Source organism: Xenorhabdus ehlersii, assembly GCF_003610465.1.
Lineage (GTDB): Bacteria > Pseudomonadota > Gammaproteobacteria > Enterobacterales > Enterobacteriaceae > Xenorhabdus > Xenorhabdus ehlersii.
This window is the reverse complement of sequence record NZ_RAQI01000002.1, coordinates 801,175-824,983: the sequence shown is the minus strand read 5'-3', so window position 1 is coordinate 824,983 and position 23,809 is coordinate 801,175. Positions and strand designations below refer to the sequence as shown.

Annotated in this window: 20 protein-coding genes and 1 pseudogene; 16 read left to right on the top strand and 5 right to left on the bottom strand. The window is 42.1% G+C overall.

What is annotated here, in order from left to right:
- Nucleotides 1-8: 8 nt before the first annotated feature.
- Entirely contained in the window at nucleotides 9-1,091 is a 1,083-nt protein-coding gene (locus tag BDE27_RS09715; RefSeq protein WP_099131433.1) for a YeiH family protein, read from the bottom strand.
- A gap of 189 nt (nucleotides 1,092-1,280) precedes the next feature.
- Here BDE27_RS09715 and yieE point away from each other — a divergent pair, with 189 nt between their 5' ends.
- From yieE to dld, 9 genes and pseudogenes are all read left to right on the top strand, one after another.
- Nucleotides 1,281-2,144: a DNA-binding transcriptional regulator YeiE gene (yieE, locus tag BDE27_RS09710; protein WP_099131432.1), complete on the top strand. Its 864-nt coding sequence runs from the start codon at nucleotides 1,281-1,283 to the stop codon at nucleotides 2,142-2,144.
- Between the two features lie 138 nt (nucleotides 2,145-2,282).
- Nucleotides 2,283-3,770: an amino acid permease gene (locus tag BDE27_RS09705; protein WP_099131431.1), complete on the top strand. Its 1,488-nt coding sequence runs from the start codon at nucleotides 2,283-2,285 to the stop codon at nucleotides 3,768-3,770.
- 262 nt (nucleotides 3,771-4,032) lie between these two features.
- Nucleotides 4,033-5,133: an ABC transporter substrate-binding protein gene (locus BDE27_RS09700; RefSeq protein WP_420882888.1), complete on the top strand. Its 1,101-nt coding sequence runs from the start codon at nucleotides 4,033-4,035 to the stop codon at nucleotides 5,131-5,133.
- A gap of 19 nt (nucleotides 5,134-5,152) precedes the next feature.
- Nucleotides 5,153-6,238, top strand: coding sequence for a FecCD family ABC transporter permease (locus BDE27_RS09695; RefSeq protein WP_099131429.1), 1,086 nt, complete (start codon nucleotides 5,153-5,155; stop codon nucleotides 6,236-6,238).
- Entirely contained in the window at nucleotides 6,235-7,023 is a 789-nt protein-coding gene (locus BDE27_RS09690) for an ABC transporter ATP-binding protein (RefSeq protein ID WP_099131428.1), read from the top strand. The genes BDE27_RS09695 and BDE27_RS09690 overlap by 4 nt, the downstream gene beginning before the upstream one ends.
- A 141-nt stretch (nucleotides 7,024-7,164) precedes the next feature.
- Nucleotides 7,165-7,554, top strand: a pseudogene (locus BDE27_RS09685) (TonB-dependent receptor domain-containing protein); the annotation flags it as partial.
- Nucleotides 7,555-8,016: 462 nt separating this feature from the next.
- Nucleotides 8,017-8,229: a hypothetical protein gene (locus tag BDE27_RS09680; protein WP_099131427.1), complete on the top strand. Its 213-nt coding sequence runs from the start codon at nucleotides 8,017-8,019 to the stop codon at nucleotides 8,227-8,229.
- On the top strand, nucleotides 8,219-9,604 hold the full coding sequence (locus BDE27_RS09675) for an APC family permease (protein ID WP_099131426.1): 1,386 nt from the start codon (nucleotides 8,219-8,221) through the stop codon (nucleotides 9,602-9,604). Before BDE27_RS09680 ends, BDE27_RS09675 begins: the two co-directional genes overlap by 11 nt.
- Nucleotides 9,605-9,797: 193 nt before the next feature.
- The gene (gene dld / locus BDE27_RS09670; RefSeq protein WP_099131425.1) at nucleotides 9,798-11,543 is read left to right on the top strand and encodes a D-lactate dehydrogenase; all 1,746 of its coding nucleotides are present in this window, start codon (nucleotides 9,798-9,800) and stop codon (nucleotides 11,541-11,543) included.
- A gap of 88 nt (nucleotides 11,544-11,631) precedes the next feature.
- Here dld and sbcB read toward each other — a convergent pair whose 3' ends face one another.
- The gene (gene sbcB, locus BDE27_RS09665; RefSeq protein WP_099131424.1) at nucleotides 11,632-13,062 is read right to left on the bottom strand and encodes an exodeoxyribonuclease I; all 1,431 of its coding nucleotides are present in this window, start codon (nucleotides 13,060-13,062) and stop codon (nucleotides 11,632-11,634) included.
- 383 nt (nucleotides 13,063-13,445) lie between these two features.
- Between sbcB and tmaR the strand changes: the two genes are divergently transcribed.
- On the top strand, nucleotides 13,446-13,766 hold the full coding sequence (gene tmaR, locus BDE27_RS09660) for a PTS system regulator TmaR (protein ID WP_074018717.1): 321 nt from the start codon (nucleotides 13,446-13,448) through the stop codon (nucleotides 13,764-13,766).
- Between the two features lie 51 nt (nucleotides 13,767-13,817).
- On the opposite strand, the gene BDE27_RS09655 is transcribed toward tmaR, so the two are convergent.
- Complete coding sequence (locus tag BDE27_RS09655; protein ID WP_099131423.1) at nucleotides 13,818-14,450, bottom strand: SDR family oxidoreductase; 633 nt, start codon at nucleotides 14,448-14,450, stop codon at nucleotides 13,818-13,820.
- 130 nt (nucleotides 14,451-14,580) lie between these two features.
- Nucleotides 14,581-17,856, bottom strand: coding sequence for a ribonuclease E (rne, locus tag BDE27_RS09650; RefSeq protein WP_099131422.1), 3,276 nt, complete (start codon nucleotides 17,854-17,856; stop codon nucleotides 14,581-14,583).
- Between the two features lie 555 nt (nucleotides 17,857-18,411).
- Here rne and rluC point away from each other — a divergent pair.
- Nucleotides 18,412-19,368, top strand: a complete 957-nt coding sequence (gene rluC / locus BDE27_RS09640) for a 23S rRNA pseudouridine(955/2504/2580) synthase RluC (RefSeq protein WP_099131421.1) — start codon at nucleotides 18,412-18,414, stop codon at nucleotides 19,366-19,368.
- Here the strand turns inward: rluC and BDE27_RS09635 are convergent.
- Complete coding sequence (locus BDE27_RS09635) at nucleotides 19,362-19,955, bottom strand: Maf family protein (protein ID WP_099131420.1); 594 nt, start codon at nucleotides 19,953-19,955, stop codon at nucleotides 19,362-19,364. The two genes, rluC and BDE27_RS09635, sit on opposite strands and share 7 nt — an antisense overlap.
- A gap of 145 nt (nucleotides 19,956-20,100) precedes the next feature.
- On the opposite strand from BDE27_RS09635, the gene yceD reads away from it, so the two are divergent.
- Genes yceD through fabD form a run of 5 tightly spaced genes read left to right on the top strand, consistent with a single transcriptional unit; the run spans nucleotide 20,101 to nucleotide 23,799 of the window.
- Nucleotides 20,101-20,625, top strand: a complete 525-nt coding sequence (gene yceD, locus BDE27_RS09630; protein ID WP_099131419.1) for a 23S rRNA accumulation protein YceD — start codon at nucleotides 20,101-20,103, stop codon at nucleotides 20,623-20,625.
- A 12-nt stretch (nucleotides 20,626-20,637) separates the two neighbouring features.
- Nucleotides 20,638-20,808 carry a 50S ribosomal protein L32 gene (gene rpmF / locus BDE27_RS09625; protein ID WP_004240653.1) on the top strand — a complete coding sequence of 57 codons (171 nt, stop codon included), beginning with the start codon at nucleotides 20,638-20,640 and terminating at the stop codon, nucleotides 20,806-20,808.
- Between the two features lie 29 nt (nucleotides 20,809-20,837).
- Nucleotides 20,838-21,890 (top strand): phosphate acyltransferase PlsX, encoded by a 1,053-nt coding sequence (gene plsX, locus BDE27_RS09620; RefSeq protein WP_099131418.1) that lies wholly within the window; start codon nucleotides 20,838-20,840, stop codon nucleotides 21,888-21,890.
- A gap of 7 nt (nucleotides 21,891-21,897) precedes the next feature.
- Nucleotides 21,898-22,851: a beta-ketoacyl-ACP synthase III gene (locus tag BDE27_RS09615; protein ID WP_099131417.1), complete on the top strand. Its 954-nt coding sequence runs from the start codon at nucleotides 21,898-21,900 to the stop codon at nucleotides 22,849-22,851.
- Nucleotides 22,852-22,869: 18 nt separating this feature from the next.
- The gene (gene fabD / locus BDE27_RS09610) at nucleotides 22,870-23,799 is read left to right on the top strand and encodes an ACP S-malonyltransferase (protein ID WP_099131416.1); all 930 of its coding nucleotides are present in this window, start codon (nucleotides 22,870-22,872) and stop codon (nucleotides 23,797-23,799) included.
- Nucleotides 23,800-23,809 lie beyond the last annotated feature (10 nt).

Genomic DNA, 23,809 nt, shown 5'->3' with positions numbered 1-23,809 from the left:
ATTCTAAATTAGCGCAATAAATGATGGATGCCCTGATTGACGATTAATCCTCCCACGACTAGCCAGATAAACAAAATAAGGGCCAACAAGATAGGCTTAACCCCAGCCTGGCGAATAGCACTGATATGGGTGGTTAACCCTAAAGCAACCATGGCCATTGCCAGCATGATGGTATCAGCAGCAACGATATGATCAACAAGGGATTCAGGTAATAGATGAAAAGAATTGAAACCCGCAGTGGCAATAAAGAATACAGCAAACCACGGAATAGTGATTGGGGATTTTTGGGGATGGGCATTACAATTTTTACTTTCCACGCGGCTGAAGTAGCCGGAAAGCAATAATAGAAAAGGTGCCAATAGCATAACGCGGATCATTTTACTGATAACCGCTGCATTTTCGGCATCGTTTCCTAACGCATGCCCAATAGCAACAACCTGGGCTACTTCATGAACAGTTGAACCCGAAAAAATACCAAATGTTTCCTGAGTAAAATTAAACCACTGGTAGTGGGTATTGAGTTGATAAATCCACGGATAAATAAAGATTGCCAGTGTACCAAAAATAACGACTGTAGAGACGGCGACAGTAACTTTGCTGGCAGGGGCTTTGACAACGGGTTCTGTTGCCATAACCGCAGCGGCACCACAAATACTGCTTCCTGCACCAATTAGGACCACGGTTTGGCTATCCAGTTGCAAAAAAGTACGCCCAATCCATAATGCCATAAAAAATGTTGATGAAAGCATGATGATATCGATCAATACTCCAGTTGCGCCAACATCTGTGATTTGTTGGAAAGTCAGGCGAAATCCATAAAGAATGATACCTGCTCGCAGTAGGTAGTGTTTGGAAAAATGGATACCGCTATCACAGGTGGATTTTAAGAGAGGATACAGAGTATTGCCGATAATGATCCCCAATAAGATGGCAAGTGTCAGGACACCCAATCCCATATTTATAAGCCAAGGAATAGTCCCGATATAGATGACGATTGCCGTCAGGACTGCGGCTAATAGGATACCGGGAATTAATTTTAATGCGGTATTCTGGTGGACTTTGGTAAATTCCTCTACTTGATTTTCAGACATAGTGGCGACTCTATTAGCTTATGCGTTTTAGGAATAAGCATATGGAAGATTTATAAATTAATAAAATTGATAATATTTATACATATAAACACTAAAATAGATTAAATAAGGGTGACTTTTGTTAAGTTGCGTAATACTGTCTAAAATCAAGACTATCTTTTCCTTTTATTTCACTTCCCGTGAGGCCATATGCGTATCACTCTGAGACAACTGGAGATTTTTGCAGAAGTTCTGAAAAGTGGTTCAACGACACAGGCTTCTCAGCAATTAGCGTTATCACAATCTGCGGTGAGTGCTTCACTGACAGATCTTGAAGGACAGTTGGGAGTACAACTGTTTGATAGAGTCGGAAAACGTCTGGTCACTAATGAACATGGGCGTTTGCTCTATCCTAAGGCATTGGCATTACTTGAACAGGCTGGTGAAGTGGAACAGCTTTTCAAACTTGAATTGGGCGCATTGCGGTTAGCGGCCAGCAGCACGATTGGCAATTATATGTTGCCTGAAATGCTGGCGAGATACCGTCAGGATTACCCTGAGACACCATTGGAATTGAATATCAGTAATACTGGAGATGTAATTAAGGCAGTTGCTGAGTTTCGTGTTGATTTGGGATTGATTGAAGGATTGTGTCACAATCCTGAGTTGATCACACAACCATGGATGAAAGATGAGTTGATCGTTTTTTCCTCTCCAGAAAGCCCGCTGTTGCAAGGTGAGCTGAGCTTGGAAGATTTGATCAAAGCGCCTTGGATATTGAGAGAAAAAGGTTCAGGAACAAGAGAAATCTTGGATCATCTTTTGTTCTCACAAATGCCGAGATTCAATATTGCGATGGAGCTGGGTAATTCAGAAGCCATCAAACATGCTGTTCAATATGGAATGGGAATCAGTTGTCTTTCACGGCGAGTTGTCCAGGAACAATTGAAAAATGGCACATTATCTGAACTTGTTATTCCTGGACGTAGCCTCAATCGCACCTTGTACCTGATTTACCATCGTCAAAAACATATATCCAATGCGTTACGGAAGTTACTGAGTTATTGTAACTAATATTGAGAATATAATCGTGTAGCTAATAATTGGTTGTGGATTATGAAGGTATCTTATAACCACGAATCGTTGCTATTCTGGAGACGAGGATTTGTTACAATTCCGCATTAAATTTATTTTAAATGATATAGGAATAGAATGTCTCGCGAAGAAAGTATGCCACGGGATCAGGCTCCGACAACCCTGCGCCGTGAATTAAAAGCACGACATATGGCAATGATTGCCATAGGTGGATCAATTGGCACGGGATTATTTGTTGCTTCTGGCGCAACAATTTCTCAGGCTGGCCCTGGTGGGGCTTTACTTTCCTATGCATTAATTGGCCTAATGGTCTACTTCTTGATGACCAGCTTAGGCGAATTGGCAGCGTACATGCCAGTTTCAGGATCGTTTTCAACTTATGGTTCCAAATATGTTGATGAGGGTTTTGGCTTCGCTTTGGGATGGAACTACTGGTACAACTGGGCGGTGACGATTGCGGTTGACCTTGTCGCTGCGCAACTGGTAATGGGGTACTGGTTTAATGATGTTCCTGGTTGGGTATGGAGTGCGTTGTTTCTTGCCCTGATTTTTTTGTTGAACTTCATTTCCGTCAAAGGATTTGGTGAAGCAGAATATTGGTTCTCTTTGATCAAAGTTTCCACGGTTATTGTGTTCATTACCGTTGGCATTTTAATGATTGCCGGCATCATGAAAGGCGCTGAAGGTGCAGGTTGGCATAATTGGGGAGTTGGTGATGCTCCTTTTGCGGGTGGTTTTGCAGCCATGATCGGGGTGGCAATGATTGTCGGTTTTTCTTTTCAAGGGACAGAGCTGATAGGTATTACCGCGGGGGAGTCGAAAGATCCAGCAAAAAATATCCCTCGTGCTGTGCGCAAAGTATTTTGGCGTATCTTATTGTTCTATGTGTTTGCGATTTTAATCATCAGCCTGATCATCCCTTATACTGATCCCAATTTGTTGCACAATGGCGTGAAAGATATCAGTGTTAGTCCATTTACGCTGGTATTTGAAAATGCTGGCTTATTATCAGCGGCTGCAATAATGAATGCGGTGATATTAACTGCTGTTTTGTCAGCGGGAAATTCAGGGATGTATGCTTCTACCCGTATGCTATACACACTGGCAAAAGAAGGTAAAGCACCGAAAATTTTTAGTCATCTGTCTAAAGGTGGTGTTCCGCGTAATGCACTTTATGTTACGACCGTGGTTGCAGGATTGTGTTTTCTTAGCTCCATGTTTGGTAACCAAACAGTTTATTTGTGGTTATTGAATACCTCAGGTATGACTGGATTTATTGCATGGCTCGGAATTGCAATCAGCCATTACCGTTTTCGCAAAGGCTATGTCGCCCAAGGTTTGGATATCAATGATCTGCCATATCGCTCAGGTTTCTTCCCGATTGGGCCGATTTTTGCCTTTATCTTATGTTTAGTTATTACGTTGGGCCAAAATTATCAGGCATTTTTGCAAGATAAGATCGACTGGTACGGAGTGACCGCGACCTACATTGGCATTCCGTTATTTCTGCTGATTTGGCTTAGTTACAAGCTGAAAAAGAAAACTCGCTTTGTTAAATACAGTGAGATGGAATTTCCAGCATTCAAATATACCGATAAAGAATGATTTGTTAACTAATTATCAATAATCTGATAATTATTAATTGAAGTGTTATTGATTTTGTTTTACAAAAAACTGCCTATTCTGTGATGGAATTGGCAGTTTTTATTTTTCAGGGAATCAGGGAAAGAATATCGATGGTAAATTTCGGTTATACCATTCCAATCGCATTGATAAGTATTCTTATTTGCTTTATTGTTAGCAGCACAATTGTTGTATGAAGAGGCTAATTAAAGTGAAGTTTGTATTTCGAGCAGTCGTGAAAAGTATGAGTATCAGTCTAATGGCGGGTTCTGCCATGATGGCAAGTTTTGCATCTTGGGCTGAAACAGTCACTGATGTTGCTGGACGTACTGTTGAGGTGCCAGAGGAAGTCAATCGTATCTTGTTGGGTGAAGGTCGTCTATTCCATTCTGTTGCTATATTGGAAGGAGATAAACCTCTGGCTCGTATCGCTGGTTGGCAAGGTGATTTCCGTAAACTGGACCCGCAAACTTACGCTATTTATAAAGCTAAATTTCCTGAAATTGATAATATCCCTCTGATTGGTAACACTAGCGCTGATAGTGTCAGCTCCGAGAAAGTGCTTACACTCAATCCTGACGTTGCCATTTTTGGTCTGTCTGGACATGGTCCAGGAAAAAACAGTGAATTGGTGAAACAGTTGGAAAAAGCGGGTGTACCTGTTGTTTTTGTCGATTTCCGCAATGATCCCTTGAAAAATACATTACCTAGCATCCGTATGCTGGGCAAAATTTTGCATCGTGAAGAGCAAGCTAATGCTTACGCTAATTTTTATGAAAAAAATCTTAAATTGGTAACCGATATTACGGATCGTATACCAAACACGGAGAAGCCTTCTGTATTTATTGAGCTTCTAGCAGGTTTTAGTGAAGATTGCTGTGGTACAGCAGGTAACGGCAATATGGGGAACTTCATTGACTTGGCTGGAGGCAAAAACATCGCTAAAGAAGTACTGCCTTCTCCTTTGGGAACAATGAATCTGGAAAAAGTCATTGCTGAAGACCCTTATATTTACATCGCAAGCGGTGCGCAAGATCCTGGTGACAAAGATGGAGGGATCAAAATGGGAGCCAAAACTTCTGCCGATACTGCCCGTGCTGGCTTGAAAGAAGTCACTGAACGCAAAGGCATCAATAACTTAACTGCCGTGAAAGAAGGGCGTAGCTATGCTATTTGGCATCACTACTATAACTCTCCTTATAATGTTGTTGTTACACAAGTTTTTGCTAAATGGTTCTATCCTGAAAAATTCGCTGATTTAAATCCGCAACAAACATTGAAAGAACTTCACGATAAATTCTTGGCTATTGAACCGGTAGGTACATATTGGGTCAGCGAGAAATAAGCAGTAACAGGTAATAAAAATGAGCGTCACTACCGAGCCTATGCCAATGGTGAAAAAACAATTGAGTGAGTGCGAGATAAAAGCACATTATCGTCATATCCTACGCCGACGTATTGCATGGATATTATTCATCGTCTTGGCGATTGGCATTTCTGTTGTACTGGATTTTACAATGGGACCATCAGGGTTATCGCTGCAAACCCTCTGGCAAACACTATTTTCACCAGAAAGTGTTAATGCAGCAACACGGGTGATTGTTTGGGATATTCGATTACCCTATGCCTTGATGGCGGTAGTGATCGGCCTATCACTGGGACTGGCTGGTGCTGAAATGCAAACAATCCTGAATAACCCACTAGCCAGCCCATTTACGTTGGGGGTTTCCAATGCAGCTTCTTTTGGCGCAGCATTAGCCATTGTGCTTGGTATTGGCATTCCAGGGATACCGGATCAGTGGTTTATTTCCGTAAACGCTTTTCTCTTTGCATTTTTGGCTGCTTTAATGCTTGATGGCATTACCCGTTGGACAAGAGTTGCAACCTCAGGCGTTGTATTGTTCGGAATTGCGATGGTGTTTACTTTCGAGGCGTTAGTTTCGATGATGCAATTTATCGCTACGGAAGATACCTTACAGGGGCTGGTTTTCTGGACAATGGGTAGCCTTGCCAGGGCGACATGGGAAAAACTGGGTATTATGGTATTAGTTTTCTCTATCATTATGCCTCTCTCATTGAGCAATTCTTGGAAATTGACCGCACTGCGTCTGGGAGAAGATCGAGCTATCAGTTTTGGAATCAATATTAGCCGCCTTCGTTTGGGAACATTGTTGCGTATTAGTATTCTGACGGCATTGGCAGTTGCGTTTGTTGGTCCTATTGCTTTTATTGGATTGGTGGCTCCTCATATCGCCAGAATGATGTTTGGTGAAGATCACCGTTTCTTCTTGCCTGCGAGTGCGTTGATTGGTGCATTAGTTTTATCCATAGCTTCCATTGCTTCTAAGAATCTGATACCGGGCATTATTATCCCAGTTGGGATAGTGACATCGTTGGTTGGTGTACCTTTCTTCCTTAGCATAATCTTACGCCATAGGGGAAATGTATGAGCCAGGGATTAAAAATCAATTGCCTGACGGCGGGATATCCAAAGCATTCCGTGATCGAAAATCTGGATGTCAACACATTGCCTCGTGGTCAAATTACGGTATTGTTGGGGCCGAATGGTTGTGGTAAATCCACGCTTCTGCGTTCGCTGGCGGGATTGAATAAAGCCAGTGGCGAACTGCTGTTGGATGGGCAGGATTTGATGAAGATGAATTTTGCCCAACGTGCCCAAAACGTCGTTTATTTGCCCCAAACATTACCGGCAGGTGTACATCTTCATGTATTGGAATCGGTGATTGTTGCTCAACGAGCATCAGGTGGTGTGAGCAATAGCCAATGTGAACAAGAAGTCATGGAGCTATTACGCCAGCTTGGTATTGAACATTTAGCACTCAGCTATTTGGATCAATTATCTGGTGGTCAAAAACAGTTAGTTGGATTGGCTCAATCGTTAATCCGTCGTCCGACGTTATTATTATTAGATGAACCATTAAGTGCACTGGATTTAAATTATCAATACCATGTAATGGATTTAGTTGCACATGAAACGCGCCGTCGTAATATTATTACGATTGTTGTTGTTCACGACATTAATATAGCATTACGTCATGGTGACCATGTATTAATGCTAAAAAAAGGTAAGTTAATTTCTGAAGGTAAACCTGAGCAAGTTATTACACCAAGCAGTTTAGCGGAAGTTTATGGTATTAAAGGCCGAATTGAACGTTGTTCTCAGGGTATACCGCAAGTATTAATTGATGGTTTGGTGACAGAATTCGTAAGTTAGAATAATAAAAACCATAATTCATTTTAATACAATTAAAGTGAAATTTAATAAATATAGCACTGACAGGAATAATTTAATTATTCCTGTATTGCGGGTATGTGTCGGTTATCCATATTGTTTAAATAATTCTATTCTACCTTTTGGAATATTGTTGAAAGTTTATCATTGGCAGCAAACTATACTTATACCGATTCTGAGCAAAAAAGTGGTAATTTTAAAGGTCAGCCATTAAACAAAATGCCAACACATATGGCAAATGCAACCTTAACCTGGCAGCCGTTATCTGAATTAGATACATGGACACGTATTAATTTCCGCAGTAAAACAAAGAATTATCAATATCGCTCTAGTATGAGAGATGGAGCTCCTTCTTATACTTTTGTCGATCTAGGGGTAACTTATAATTTGAATAAAAATCTACGCTTGTCAGGTGGAGTTTACAATGTTTTTGACAAACGAGTAACTGAAGAAACTCATGATGCAGTTCTGGATGGCCGTCGCTACCACATCGGCATTAATTATGATTTTTAATTAATATTTTTCTTTCTTATAAATATTAGTCATTATACTTAACATTCGGACATCATATAGAATCATCCCGTCATCAATTTTGTCATGATGGGATGATTTTTTTGCTATCAGAAAATCGTAATAAAATGGTAAATAGTTTTCCTCTGTGCTAAAAACTTATCAAAGGCCAATCAACGGATCTGGTAGCATTTGGTTTCAGCACTAACTCAGTAAGAGCCTACTCCATAAGGCTCTGTAGTGTCGTAAAAAATAGTAAATTTTTAGTGTTATCGCACTTGCTATTTCTGGACTTGAAGTGCAAAATGCGTGCACTAAAAATAACTGGTGCGTAAATATGCATCAGTTATTTTTTTTGCTTTGAATTATTTTTTACAACACCAAGAGGCCGGATTCTGTTCCGGATCGATATTGACCACAAGCAACCATAATTGAAACGGGGTTGCTGTACTGAGGAATGCAAATATGGAGCAATTATTCTCTTTTGCACTTGTGCCAATCGGCGCTCGTTGCTGCAACGATGACTATGGGGCACTGCCCTCTGTCAATTCACCGTTCACCAATTCTTCTTTCTTTTCTGTTTATAGACAGAAGCGAAGTCTGCCCAGTAACTATCGATTAAGTAGTTGTATCAGTACCCAGATCGAAGTTATGGGAGGTTTCGCTCATGTTGCATAATACCACCACTCCTACTGCACTTGGTATTAACCAAGCTGGTTCTGACAACCGCGTTCAGCTGAGAAGAACACTGACTCTGTTTCAAGTAGTCATGATGGGGCTTGCCTATCTGCAGCCAATGACTATTTTTGATACATTTGGAATTGTTTCTGGTTTGACCGGTGGGCATGTTGCGACATCTTATGCTATTGCATTAACTGCAATTTTATTTACAGCGCTAAGTTATGGAAAATTAATAAAGCGTTTTCCATCGGCGGGTTCTGCTTATACTTACGTACAAAAATCAATGAGCCCCCATCTTGGATTTATGGTGGGTTGGTCTTCTTTACTGGATTATATGTTGATGCCGATGATTAATGTATTATTGGCAAAGATTTACTTACAGGCTTTGTTCCCTGGTATTGAACCATGGATCTTTGTAGTCATGTTGACTGCACTTATGACAATCATCAATCTGAGTGGCATCAATGTCGTTGCTAATATCAATAGCATCGTTGTGATTGTCCAGATTGTTGTTATGGTAATACTTGTTGGGTTAATGATCCGTGGTGTTTATAATGGAGAAGGTGCAGGAACGTTACTGAGTATCCAGCCATTTACATCAGAAGAAGCCCAATTAATTCCGATGATTACTGGCGCGACAATACTTTGCTTTTCATTTCTTGGGTTTGATGGCATTAGTTCTTTGTCGGAAGAAACACCAAATGCAGGTAAGGTTGTTCCTAAAGCGATTTTCCTGACTGCGTTAATTGGTGGTATGATCTTCATTGCAGTATCTTATTTCTTACAGCTCTATTTCCCGGATATTTCTCGGTTTAAAAATCCAGATGCTTCTCAGCCAGAAATTATACTTTATGTTGCTGGTGCGTTATTCCAATATGTGATTCTCATATTCTCCAGTGTCACGGTAATGGCTTCTGGTATGGCTGCACATGCGGGTGTATCTCGTTTGCTCTATGTCATGGGACGTGACGGCGTACTGCCTGAAAAAATATTTGCGTATATTCACCCTAAATGGCGTACTCCAGCCATTAACGTGATATTGGTTGGTATTATCGCATTATCAGCATGTTGGTTGGAGCTGGTGACTGCGACGGCATTAATCAATTTTGGGGCGTTAGTTGCCTTTACGTTCGTTAATTTATCGGTGATTTCTCAATTCTATATTCGTGAACGTCGTAATAATACCTTGAAAGACACCTTGAACTTCTTGATCTTGCCACTTCTTGGTGCTGCAACTGTGGGTGTTTTATGGATGAATTTAGAATCAAATTCGATGGAGTTAGGCTTGATATGGGGAGGCATTGGTCTCATTTACATGTTTTTCCTGACTCGTAGCTTCCGTCAACCGATGCCGCAGTTTACTGAATCATAATCAGAAAGTACCCCAATCTTCTGTTATTGTTAAAAAAAAACAGCACTTTCGGGTGCTGTTTTTTATTTGAAATGGCAAAAAAGGGCATAAATCATACAAAATTTATCAAAAAGCATCATATAATAAGATGATTTGCCATGCCTGATTTCATTAAAAGCCTGTTTGTCTGGCCCGAGTAAGGTAAGAGAACGATATGAATGATGCTAGAAATCCCCAAAATCAACGATTAATCGCCACTCTCACGAATATTGTTGGATCTTCTCATATTCTCACTGAACCTCGAAAAACGGAACGTTATCGCAAAGGTTTTCGTTCTGGACAAGGGGATGCTCTTGCAGTGGTATTTCCGGGCTCATTATTAGAACAATGGAAAGTATTTAAAGCCTGTGTTGAAGCTGACAAAATTATTTTGATGCAGGCAGCTAATACTGGATTAACGGAAGGATCAACACCGAGTGGTAATGATTATGACCGCGATATTGTCATTATTAGTACCTTACGCATGGATAAAATTCAGGTCCTTCAATCAACGAACCAAGTTATTGCGTTCCCTGGTAGTACGTTGTGGCATTTAGAAAAAGTATTAAAACCATTGGGACGTGAACCACACTCAGTTATCGGTTCGTCCTGTATTGGTGCATCCGTTATTGGGGGGATTTGTAATAACTCAGGGGGTTCTTTGGTTCAGCGTGGGCCAGCTTATACTGAAATGGCTCTATATGGCCGCGTTAATGAGAAGGGTGAAGCTGAACTGATTAACCATTTGGGAGTATCGTTGGGTGATCAACCTGAAGATATCTTGACTTGTCTGGAAGAGCAACGTTATCGAACCGAAGATATTCAGCATAGTGACAGAGTTGCTTCTGATCATGAATATTCACAGCGTGTACGGGATGTTGAGGCAGACACGCCATCACGGTTTAATGCTGATGAACGCAGGCTGTTTGAAGCCTCTGGCTGTGCGGGTAAATTGGTTGTTTTTGCTGTTCGACTTGATACTTTTCCGGCAGAGCCATCGTCACAGGTTTTTTATATCGGCACGAATCAACCCGAAGTACTGACAGAATTGCGGCGTCATATTCTATCGAATTTTCAGCATTTGCCAGTCGCTGGGGAGTATATGCATCGGGATATATTTGATATCGCAGAAATATATGGAAAAGACACCTTTGTTATGATTGATAAACTAGGCACAGATAAAATGCCAATGTTTTTTGATTTGAAAGGACGAATGGACACTATTTTAGGTAAGGTGCCATTTTTACCAGCACATTTAACAGATCGTGTCATGCAGGGATTGAGTCGTTTATTACCTTCCCATTTACCCACTCGCCTGAAAGAATACCGAAATCGTTTTGAACATCACTTAATGCTGAAAATGTCAGGTGAAGGTATAAAAGAGGCGAGTGAGTGGCTGGAAAATTACTTCAAGCAGGCTGATGGGGAGTATTTTGCTTGTACTCCAGAAGAAGGGGCGAAGGCATTCTTACATCGTTTTGCAGCTGCAGGAGCCGCTATTCGTTACCAGGCTGTTCACAGCGATGAAGTGGAAGATATTTTGGCATTGGATATTGCCTTGCGGCGTAGTGATCGTGAATGGCTTGAAACTTTGCCGGCCGCAATCAATAAAGCATTAGTCCATCGGCTATATTACGGGCACTTTATGTGCCATGTATTCCACCAGGACTATATTGTTAAAAAGGGGGCAGATATCCATGCATTGAAAACAAAAATGCTGGAAATTTTGCATCAGCGCGGCGCTGAATACCCTGCCGAACATAACGTTGGTCACTTGTATAAAGCTAAACCACAGCTTAAGCATTTCTATCAAGCGATTGATCCAACTAATACCTTAAATCCTGGAATTGGGAAAACCTCAAAGCTGAAAAATTGGGGCGGAGAGTGTGGTTGTCAAATTGCCGGGCATTCACATGATTAGTTTACTTTGATGACGGAATAGAAATAGAAAAAGACAAAACCTTGGTGTTTGTCTTTTTCTTTATTTATTGGGTAGCTGTATAAAATCTTTACCCGGCTATTTGGATTGCATAATCAACCAATGCTTTTAACTGGCGACACTTTTCTTCATCAGATTGATATTCAATAAAAAGTTCTTCAATAGCTGCAAGATATTGGCTGATGTTTTCCTGTGTTAATGTATCCTGCCGATGACGTAACCAACGTTGTTGCTCGTCATAATCCAATGTCGCTGGATAGTTTCTCGCACGATAGCGAAATAACAGTGGCTTAATGCGTGCATCCTGGAATGTTAAATCCAAGGCTGGCAAATTCTGGGAAGACGTTTCTCGGATAATTTCCATTGCAGTTTTATCGGCATCGCTGAAAAAGCCGCTATAGAGCTTAGTATCGACATTATCAGATTCTGGGAACGCTTCTGGATGGGAGAACAGTTCAACAACTTTCTCCCTGATTTGCGGATTATTGCGCAAGATAGCCAGATTTTGCTCACATCGGTTGCGATCTAATCCTACTCGCTCTGCATCTTTTGGTCGCAAGGTATTTTCTGGCGCAATGATTGGACATTTATTAATGTGTACGAGTTTAATGGGGACTGGGCTTTGATCTGGCTGTAATTCATCCCGTCGGGTATACAAGCGCTCGCGTAATTCATTTACGCTGAGTTCTAACAGTGGAGTGATATCGCCAGCCAAATCGCACATGATAACCGCATTACGGTTACTCGGATGCCACGCCAAAGGGGCAACAAGACTAATATTGCTGCGCAGAACCCCAAACATGCCAGATACATGAACCAGGGGTTTCATTTGTGGGATATCAATTTGATTGCTGATTTTCTGTTTATTTCTTAACTGGAAAAAGTAATCAAACAATTTGGGTTGAGCTTTTTTCACCAGTTTTGCCATTGCGATAGTGGCATAAACATCGGACATGGCATCATGGGCATGAGTATGCTCAACACCATTGGCTTTTGTCAGATGTTCTAGTTTGAAGCTAGGTAATCCATCTTCATTGTCCGGCCAGACAATGCCTTCTGGACGCAAGGCATAGCAGGCACGTAATACGTCGAGTAAATCCCAGCGAGAGTTGCCTTTTTGCCAGCTATAGGCATAAGGATCATAAAAGTTACGATAGAAGATATTACGGCTGACTTCGTCATCAAAACGAATGTTGTTATACCCAAGAATACATGTATTGGGTTTGCTGAATGCTTCGTGGATTTGTCGGGCGAATTCGGCCTCATTAACGCCTTTTTTCAATGCCAACTGGGGAGTAATGCCTGTGATCATGACAGCTTCAGGATCGGGAAGATAATCATCAGCGGGAGCACAATACACTACCAAAGGTTCTTCAATAATATTGAAATCACTGTCAGTGCGAACTCCTGCAAATTGTGCTGGGCGATCTAAGGCCGGATGTTTACCAAAAGTTTCATAATCATGAAAGTAGAAACTTTGGTTTTCTTTATTGGTATTCAAGGTTGTGTATTCTCCACTATCGCCAATTTAATTACTACTAATCAATGAATTATTATTTCCATTGGTATCACATTTATCTAACTCTTCGCTAGGCTGCACACCAAAAACGCTCATTCTCGATGACGTTAAATTACATGTTATACATGGTAAACCATAATAAGATTTGAGCGAAACAGTTCGTATGGCTATCCAAACTCAAACTTACCGTGGCAGTGACGGTTATTGTTCACCAGATAGATGGGAAAAGAAATTTGATTAAGAAATGTATCTGAAAGGTAGTTTGTATCAATAAATTGTTGAAACTGACTTGTCTATGCGCCACTTGAAATTGTATTGTGTAGTTAGCATAAGAAATTATCGGTCTGATTAAAAAGGTGTAAAAAATGGACAACACAAATAAGCCAACATTCCAAAATGTACTGGAGTTTGTGCGTATATTTCGTCGCAAAAACAAATTACAGCGCGAAATTGTAGACAATGAGAAAAAGATCCGAGATAACCAAAAACGTGTACTTCTGCTTGATAACCTGAGTGACTACATAAAACCAGGAATGTCGATTGAAGATATTCAAGGAATTATTGCTCATATGCGCAGTGATTATGAAGAGCGTGTTGATGAATATATCATCAAAAATGCCGAGCTATCTAAAGAACGCCGTGAGTTATCCAAAAAACTTAAGGCAATGGATGGTGGAGTTAAGTAAGTTTTAGTTGTTTGAAAAGGTATTAACCACGCCTAATGGCGTGGTTGTTTTTTAGTTTGAGTTCCAATGAGGTTTGAGTTCAGGATCAATTAAAGCATAAATTTGATAGTAAGTTTGTTCATCTTCGGCCATTTGTGCCAATTGTTTTGCTACATCTTCTCGGCTAACCATACCATGAACTTCCTCTTGATAACGTTTGCAATGTCCAGTGCCAGGTTGATCGGTAAGACCACCAGGACGAATGATTGTAAAATCCAGTGTGCTGGTTTGCAGGTAACTTTCAGCCAGTGACTTGTATCTGACAGATTGCCCAAATAATGATTTAGCCCGTGCTGATAATGTTTTCCAACTTTCACCACATCCAATGGATGTTACTAATAACATACGAGAAATTTGAGCTTGTTCCAGTGCATCTATTATTGCCATATTCCCATGATGATCAGCATCGCCTCCTCCAATAGTTGAGAAAACAACAGGATTTTTTCCTGCCTGTGCAATCGCTTTTCCTATGCTTTCTCTGTCACAAGCGTCGCCGTGTATTACGTTAACTCCTGCTGCACTGAGTTCCGCAGCTTGTTGTGTATTACGAATTAGGGCTGTGACAGGGCGGTTTTGTTTTAGGGCAATAGTGACCAAATGGTGTCCAACACCTTTTCCAGCACCAAAAATTAGCCAAGGTTTCATAGACGGGAAGTTCTCCATAAAATTAACTATCTTAAATGGTAATTCGTTTTTGTTGTGTTTTTGTTATGAATAAGGTAAAAAAATGGCTCCCAGTTCAGGGGAGCCATTTAATTCAAATCACAGTATCCAATTATTCAAATGGCTGTGGTTTAGACATAGCAGAAGTTGCAATACTTGTTGCAGAATGTCCGCCTGCACCACCTTTGCCTTTGAATGGGTAATCAGGGCGTTGCCATTCAGTGATAATCACTGGCTTGGTCATCATATCTGGTGCTGGTGCCTTCGTCATTGGGGAATAAGCATGATGATTTTTTTCCACGATAATCGAAGACTCAACAATTTTTTTCTCTTCCGTTTTAACATCCTCTGCCTTAGAACATGTTTCCGTTGCGACAGATGGCTGTTCTTCATGATGTTCCTGTTCAACAATCGATGTCATAACGATGGGAGCCACTGTGTGACGCATTTTTTCAGAATCTAGTGATACTAGAATGTGTGACTCTTCATTTCTTGAAATTTCTGACCAATGTTTTTCATCATGATTGATGATGACTTCCACGCTAGCTGGTTTCGAAACCTTAGAGCTTTCTAATTCCGGCTCTACTGGTGTCACGATGGAAATGCTATCAACAACAGGTTTTTCATTGTCATAATGAGTAATGCTGTCTTGTGGCTCAGCTACTTTCAGTTCTGCTATTTCAACGTGAGGTACTGCTGTAGTTGGCACTGATTCTGTGATTGATGGCATCAGAATAACTTTTTCCTGTTGTGCAGGTATTGTTTTTTCTTCAACCGTTTCGCTAATTGCATTAACAGAAGCCGTGATTTCAGGTTCATTAATGGTCACAGGAGTAACAGGATAACGAACCCACACTTTGCCTGATGCCAGTTCTGGCGATACGACAGCCATGTTCAATGGTACTGGCGATTGAGTCAGATTGCGTTCATCACGGTAGCGACGACGACGCTGACCGCTGACACGCAAGTGGCGTGGGGAACGGCGGGAACGACGCGGCATTATGTTGTCTTGCTGCTCATTGCTTTGTGAAATAATAGGTTGTGAAACTGCGGCTTGTGATACAGAGTCTTGTGAATCTGCATTTTGTGGTATTTCAGGTTGGTTAGCTGCTGCTTCAACATAAGTATCAATAACGGCTGGTACAGACGCTTTTGTCTCTTTATGAACGTTTTCTGATACAGGCTCAGGCATCACAGCGGGTAAGGCCATAATGTTAGTTTCTTGTCTCAGTTCGTCAGTGATACGTACCTTTTGCTCAAGCTGGCGGCGTTGACGGCGAGGCATGACTGGCTGACGTTCTTCAATTTCTTCTTCGACAATGTCAGGTTGATTGATTGTCTGCTGAGCCTTAGCTTCCAGTTGCTGCTGCCGCTTTTCTTCTTGACGACGACGTTGACGTTCAGCACGTTGTTCACGGCGTTGTTGTTGCTGTGCTTCACGAGCTTCGTTATCCAGAGCAGTGCTATCCTGAACATTATTTTTTTGTTGGATATTACGGCCCTTACGTTGTTCATCACGTTCACGGTTATTGCGTGTTTCACTTTCGCGACGCTGATTCTGACGGCGTGGGTTACGACGTTCTGATGAGCGACGATTATCATTGCCAGACGTTTTTTTGCCCCTTTCTTGGGGTTGCTTTTCTTCTTCACCACTGAACATCTTTTTCAGGGCACTCAAGAATCGGCTGAGCAAACCTGGTTTTTCTGTCGGTTTCTGGTTATTGGTGACGACTTTTTTCTCTTTTGTTTTTACTTTTGTTGCTGCCGGAGCTGCTGCTTCTGCTGGCAGATCAAAAGTTGAAATGGCAGGTTGCTCTGGACGTTTACGTTCATGCTGAGCATCGTCCAGAGTATTGGTCATTTCTGCTTCATGTAGTTGTGGAAGCAGATAGCTCAAAGCTGAAATTTCTTCGCCTTTACGTACACGTAAGACTGAGAAATGTGGAGTTTGCATTTGATCATTCGGAACAATGACAACTCCAACATCACCTTGACGATGTTCAATAGCGCTGACAGCCTGACGTTTTTCATTCAGTAAGTAGGAAGCGATCTGTACAGGAACAATTGCATGAACCTGATGTGTGTTTTCTTTCAGCGCTTCTTCTTCGATTAAACGCAGAATTGACAGGGACAGTGATTCGTTATCACGAATAGTTCCGGTGCCGCTACAACGCGGGCAGACATGGTGGCTGGATTCACCCAGAGATGGGCTTAAACGTTGGCGCGACATCTCAAGTAAGCCAAAGCGGGAAATTCGGCCGATTTGAATGCGGGCACGATCTTGTCGCACAGCATCACGCAGCCGGTTTTCAACTTCGCGTTGATGACGCACTGGAGTCATATCAATGAAATCGATAACAATAAGACCACCGAGGTCACGCAGACGCAACTGGCGTGCAATTTCATCAGCAGCTTCCAAGTTGGTATTAAATGCCGTTTCTTCAATATCACCACCACGAGTTGAACGGGATGAGTTGATATCGATAGCCGTTAAAGCTTCAGTAGTATCAATGACCACAGAACCACCAGAAGGTAACCGAACTTCACGCTGGAAGGCCGATTCGATTTGCGATTCTATTTGATAATGGCTGAACAGAGGAACTTCACCACTGTACAGTTTGATTTTACTGGCAAAATCTGGGCGTCCTAAGGCAGTAATGTGTTGGCGTGCCAAATCAAGGACTTTAGGGTTGTCGATCAAGATTTCCCCAATGTCTGGGCGCAGATAGTCACGGAATGCGCGCACGATAACATTGCTTTCCTGGTGGATCAGGAAGGGAGCGGAATGGCTGTCTGCGGCTTTTTTGATTGCTTCCCAATGTCTTAGACGGAAGTTCAAGTCGCCCTGCAAAGCTTCAGCAGATTTGCCTACACCTGCGGTACGAACAATAAGCCCCATGCCTTCTGGAACTTCCAGAGAAGAAAGCGCTTCTTTTAATTCGATGCGATCATCACCCTCAATGCGGCGAGAAATTCCGCCAGCCCTTGGGTTATTTGGCATCAGGACTAAATAGCTGCCAGCCAAACTAATAAAGGTTGTTAAAGCGGCCCCTTTGTTGCCTCGTTCTTCTTTATCAACCTGGACGATGACTTCTTGGCCTTCTTTAAGAATATCCTTAATATTAGGTCGACCATGAGAGTGATAATTACTTGGGAAATATTCGCGAGCAATTTCTTTTATGGGTAGGAAACCATGACGTTCCGCTCCGTAATCAACGAAAGCAGCTTCCAGGCTAGGTTCAATTCGAGTAATTTTACCTTTATATATATTTGCCTTTTTCTGCTCGTGTCCAGGGCTTTCAATATCCAAATCATAAAGACGTTGCCCATCAACAAGGGCAACACGCAACTCTTCCTGCTGGGTTGCGTTGATTAACATTCTTTTCATTCTAACTTACTCATTATTTTTTACATGAATATAGAGCTGCGAGTAAAAAAGAGGCGAGCTACTAGTTACCGATGGCCTCGTGTCTTTTACAAAACCGCCAGCCTCACGGCTATCGTTTGTATAGAGGCGCCTATTTGTCGGCGAGTCTGAATTTCATTTGAACACAGTACTCTTTATTGGGGCACTGTAATAAATAGGTACAGATTTTGCCCAATCCAGTAAGCTGCCACCCGCAGCCCATAAATTATTTGATCGAACATTACGTCTTATGCCATTGCTGCGTTTTTGCTCGATCAAACAGATAACAAACAATTTCAATCTTGCCATTCATAGTTTAGTAAACCGTGGCCAGAAAGCATTATTCCATTGCTATTGGGGTGATAGCAAGGTGACTTTATCGCTTTACAGGTTTTTTATTAGGAAATAGTGATAAGTTGTTAATATTTAGTCTTTATCCTAAGTCACCTAAAACAATGAAGTAGGAAAAATGGCTGTTATTTAGACATAGTTAAAAATGAGTGGCGCTCTGTTGGTTGGATTATTAGAATCTCGTCCATGAAAACAGATAATCAAATTGTACAGTTTGTCACGATTGATGACGAATATGCCGGTCAGCGAATTGATAACTTTTTGCTGGCCCGTTTAAAAGGCGTACCTAAGAGCCTGATTTATCGGGTCTTGCGTAAAGGTGAAGTTCGGGTCAACAAAGGAAGAATCAAGCCTGAATATAAATTGACAGCAGGTGATGTCATCAGGATCCCGCCGATTAGAGTCGCAGAAAAACAAGAAACACCTATCTCTGTCAAGCTGGATAAGGTTGCTGCTCTGGCGGAATGTATCTTGTATGAAGATGACCATATTTTAGTCATAAACAAACCATCAGGAACTGCCGTACATGGGGGCAGTGGCCTGAGTTTTGGCGTGATAGAAGGGTTACGAGCTTTGCGTCCTGAAGCACGCTTTCTTGAACTGGTGCATCGGCTTGACCGCGATACATCGGGTATTTTGTTGATTGCGAAAAAACGTTCTGCATTGCGGGCATTGCATGAACAATTACGCTTGAAACAGATGCAGAAAGATTATTTGGCGCTAGTGCGTGGGCAATGGCAATCCCATTGTAAAGTAGTAGAAGCACCTTTGTTGAAAAACATCCTGCAAAGTGGGGAAAGGGTGGTTAAAGTCGGTAAAGAAGGCAAACCATCTGAAACACGTTTTAAAGTTGAAGAACGATATGCGTTTGCGACATTAATGCGAGCAAGCCCAGTAACAGGGCGAACTCACCAGATCCGCGTTCACACTTTACATGCCGGCCATCCTATTGCGTTTGATGATCGCTATGGTGACAGAACATTTGATGCCCAGCTTGCAGAAACAGGACTTAACCGATTGTTCTTACATGCCAGCTCATTAAAGTTTACCCATCCATCCACGGGGGAAACGCTGCGTTTCGAAGCCCCAATGGATGATAGTTTGCGGAAATGTTTAAGAATATTGCGGCATAATAATCATTGATAGCATACCGTCAGTGGGTTTATCCCCTGACGGATCAGCATTTCTGTCAACGTTATTAATGGTAAGCCGATAAGTGTGTTTGGATCTTTGCCGTCAAGTTTTTCGAATAATGTAATTCCTAAGCCTTCGCTTTTAAAACTACCAGCGCAATTGAAGGGTTTTTCTTTGTTTAGATAATAAATAATTTCTGTTTCTGTCAGATCTCTGAAATAGACCTGGAATAACTCACGACGAGTATCAACCACTTCTGTTTTGCTATTGAATAAGGTAATACCAGTATAAAAAGTGATACATTTTCCACTGGCTTTTTTCAATTGTAAGAAAGCATTCTCAAAATTATGTGGTTTGCCGGTAATTTTGTCATCCAAAACACAAACTTGATCTGACGCTATAATTAGGTGGCTAGAATACTCCCGCTGTAATGCGCGAGCTTTTGCATGTGACAGCCGCGTTACCAATTGTTTTGGGCTTTCGTTTTCCAGCGGGCTTTCATCAATATTGGGAGAAGCACAGGTAAAAGGCAATCCCAGCTTTTCTAGCAATAGGCGGCGATATTCGGAAGTTGACGATAAAACAATCGGAAGCATCTTTTTTTCCATAAAATACGTAGAGAAATATTTGTAGGCATTTTAAACTATACGCCGCTGAATAAGCGAATATTTGACGGAAAGGCGCAGATGTGTGGCCTTTTTCTTTGACTATGTCCCATTACAAAGATAATATGCGCGCCTTATGCAAAAGGTAAAATTACCCCTGACCATCGATGCACTTCGAACAGCCCAGAAAAGATTGGATTACCATGGTAGTTATTCTGCTGGGCAAGTTTCTCGTCTTGCAGAAACTGTGGTCAGTGTGGATAGTGATGTAGATAGCTCATTATCATTTGAAATTGATAATCAGCGTCTGGCAGTCGTAAAAGGGCATTCCGAAGTGGATGTTACGCTTACCTGTCAGCGTTGTGGCAGTAATTTCAGTCATCATGTTCACACAACGTATTGTTTTAGCCCGGTCGTCAATGATGAACAGGCTGAGGCATTACCGGAAGAGTATGAGCCAATAAACGTTAACGAATTTGGCGAAATAGATTTGCTGGCAATGATTGAAGATGAAATAATTCTATCTTTGCCGGTGATTCCGGTACATGATTCTGAACACTGTGAAGTGTCCGACGCGGACATGGTGTTTGGTATACTGCCCCCTGAAGCAGAAAAACCAAACCCGTTTGCCGTATTAGCCAGTTTAAAGAAAAGTACTTAAGGAGTAAGGTCAATGGCCGTACAACAGAATAAACCAACTCGTTCTAAGCGTGGTATGCGTCGTTCTCATGACGCACTGTCTGCAACACTTGTCTCTGTAGACAAAACTTCTGGTGAAACTCACCTGCGTCATCACGTGACAGCTGATGGCTACTACCGTGGCCGCAAGGTAATCAACAAGTAATTTCAGCTAATCATTAGCAAGTTGATATCTTGGCTAATCTAACCTTAGTGTTAGATGCTATGGGTGGGGACTTTGGTCCTCGCGTTACGGTGCCTGCTGCATTGCAGGCACTCGCATCTAATCCACAACTGAAGCTATTGTTGGTCGGCAATCCCGAAACCATCTTTCCTTTGCTTGCAAATCAAAATGCTGAGCTGCTTAGTCGTTTGCAAATTGTTCCTGCGGAACATGTCGTTTCCAACGATGCAAGGCCGTCTCAGGCTATCCGTTCCAGTCACGGTACTTCAATGCGTATCGCATTAGACTTAGTTAAGTCGGGCGAAGCACAGGCTTGTGTCAGTGCGGGAAATACAGGTGCTTTGATGGGATTGGCTAAATTGATGCTGAAATCCATTGAAGGTATTGAACGGCCTGCATTGATGACAGTGATACCTAATCTAAAACAGCAGAAGACAGTTGTATTAGATTTAGGCGCTAATATTAATTGTAATAGTAGCATGTTAGTTCAGTTTGCGATTATGGGTGCCGTAATGGCAGAGTATGTTGCTGGTGTGGATAATCCGCGTGTTGCGTTACTCAATATCGGGGAAGAGGAATCCAAAGGGCTGGATAATATCCGCGAAGCCGCTATAACCTTGCGTAATATCCCAACGATTAATTACATCGGGTATGTGGAAGGAAATGAGTTACTGACGGGAAAAACGGATGTGCTCGTATGTGACGGCTTCGCAGGTAATGTTACGCTGAAGACGATGGAAGGTGCGATCAGAGTGATTTTATCTCTGGTAAAGTCACCGGATGGTCAGCAGAACAAATCATCTTGGTTGATGAAACTATTCAAGATGAAGATAGTTAGAAAATGGTTACTAAGGCAGATAACTAAACGTTTTGGCCATCTAAATCCTGACCAGTATAATGGAGCAACGTTATTAGGATTGCGTGGCATCGTCATAAAAAGTCACGGTGCTGCCAATGAATATGCTTTTAAAGCTGCTATTGAGCAAGCCATTCAAGCTATAGAAAAGCAGGTTCCAGACAGAATTGCTGCCCGGCTGGATGCAGTATTACCCAAGAGTGAATAAACATAAAATGTATACAAAGATCTTAGGTACGGGCAGTTATTTGCCTGCGCAGGTGCGTACTAACGCAGATTTAGAAAAAATGGTAGATACGTCTGACGAGTGGATTGTCACTCGGACGGGCATTCGTGAACGCCGTATTGCGGCTGAAGATGAAAATGTTGCAATTTTGGGTTTCAAGGCTGCTGAAAAAGCCATTGAAATGGCGGGCATCGATAAAACACAAATTGATTTAATCGTTGTTGCCACAACAAGCTCAACTCATGCTTTTCCAAGTGCAGCTTGTCAAATTCAGCAATTGTTGGGTATTCAAGGCATTGCGGCTTTTGACGTTGCGGCGGCATGTGCCGGTTTTACTTACGCATTGAGCGTTGTCGATAAATTTATTAAAACGGGTGCGGCTAAACATGCACTGGTGATCGGTTCTGACATTATTTCAAGAGTTTTAGATCCTAAAGATCGCAGCACAGTTATTCTTTTCGGCGATGCAGCAGGAGCGATGGTAGTCGGGGCTTCAGAGGAACCTGGCATCTTATCCACTCATCTTCATGCCGATGGTCGTTATGGTGAATTGCTATCATTGCCTCATCAAAGCCGAGTGAAGTGCGATACACCAGAATACGTGACGATGGCTGGCAATGAAGTCTTTAAAGTTGCCGTTCGTGAATTAGCGAATATTGTTGATGAAACATTAGAAGCCAACAACGTGCCTCACTCTGAGCTTGATTGGCTAGTACCTCATCAGGCGAATTTGCGTATCATTGCGGCAACTGCCAAGAAATTAGATATGGCAATGGATAAGGTGGTTGTGACTTTGGATCGTCATGGCAACACCTCGGCAGCATCTATTCCGACAGCATTCGATGAAGCGGTACGTGATGGAAGAATCCAACGCGGTCAACTTATTTTACTTGAAGCATTTGGCGGTGGCTTTACCTGGGGCTCAGCGCTGGTACGTTTTTAATTTAACAGGAAAATAAACATGTCTGATTTTGCAATGGTGTTTCCCGGTCAAGGTTCTCAATCTCTGGGTATGTTGGCAGATTTAGCCGCAGAATTTCCACTGGTTGAACAAACGTTCGCAGAGGCTTCTGCGGTTTTGGGATATGATTTATGGGCATTAGTTCAGCAAGGGCCTGTGGAAGAACTGAACAAAACTTGGAAAACTCAACCTGCATTGTTGGCCGCTTCAGTGGCGATTTGGCGTGTATGGCAGGAGAAAGGCGGTAAGGTGCCTTCCATAATGGCAGGTCATAGCCTTGGCGAATATTCTGCGCTGGTTTGTGCTGGGGTGATTGATTTCCAGCAAGCCATTAAACTTGTTGAATTGCGTGGGAAGTTGATGCAGGAAGCTGTACCGGAAGGGCAGGGAGCAATGTATGCCATTATCGGTTTAGATAATGAATCCATTGCAAAGGCATGTGAAGAGTCAGCACAAGGTCAGATTGTTTCGCCGGTTAATTTTAATTCACCTGGGCAGGTGGTTATCGCAGGTGAAAAAGAGGCTGTAGAGCGTGCGGGAGCGGCATGTAAGACCGCAGGTGCAAAACGGGCATTGCCATTATCCGTTAGTGTGCCTTCGCATTGTGCACTGATGAAATCTGCTGCTGAGCAACTGGCGGCTGCATTGCAAGATGTTGAGTTTAACCAGCCACAATTCCCTGTCGTGAATAACGTCAATGTAAAAGTAGAAAAATCTGCTGACGCTATTCGGGACGCTTTGGTGCGTCAGTTGTATAATCCAGTGCGTTGGACAGAATCAGTTGAATATATTGCAGAGCTTGGGATTGAACAATTGTTGGAAATCGGACCAGGTAAAGTACTCACTGGGTTAACGAAACGTATTGTTGATACTTTAAGTGCTGTAGCAGTAAATGATGTATCATCACTCACAGTTGCTCTGAACAAATAACTGGGGAAAA